Source organism: Synechococcus sp. R6-10 (assembly GCF_047461815.1).
GTDB lineage: Bacteria > Cyanobacteriota > Cyanobacteriia > Thermostichales > Thermostichaceae > Thermostichus.
The window spans coordinates 1-503 of record NZ_JANSHW010000587.1; the positions used below are offsets into that span (position 1 = coordinate 1).

Consider the following 503-nt stretch of genomic DNA (forward strand, 5'->3'; position numbering starts at 1 on the left):
CGCAGTTCACATCGCCCTCCACCGCCTTGCGGTAGATGCGAATGTTGTCCACCTCAATCGTCCACGGACCGCCCGAGTTGATGCCGAGATTGAGCAGGCAGTAGTCGGGCGTCGGGTGGTAGGTGATGTCTCGGTAGTCGAGCGCTATTGTGCGCGTGAAGGTATTGTTGCCCGACGCAATCTCGGCGGTGTAGCTCATCTGGCTCCAGTTGCCCGATTGTCCTGCGGGACCAGTGTTGACGGCAATAATCATGTTGCCCCAGCCTGCGGGCGGCGGGGAAACAACCGTGACATCCATTACCACGAGGTCGCCGCGCTGCAACATCTCCAGCAGCCCTGGTACCGTGCCGTTGAGGATCCAGTGGAACCCGCCCGTTGAGGCGATGCGCATCTTGCCGTTGTTCCACGAGACGGTGACCGACAAGTTGTTTGGGTCAGGCGCGAAGCCGTGCACATCGCTGTCGAAGGTCATGGCAACCATCTCGCACGCCGTGCGGTACAGG

1 protein-coding gene is annotated in these 503 nt (G+C 60.8%); it reads right to left on the minus strand.

Translation table 11 applies throughout. The features are described from left to right. A partial coding sequence (locus tag NW837_RS14145) for a hypothetical protein (protein ID WP_414332232.1) occupies positions 1 to 472 on the minus strand: 472 nt, incomplete at its 3' end. Positions 473 to 503: the final 31 nt, after the last annotated feature.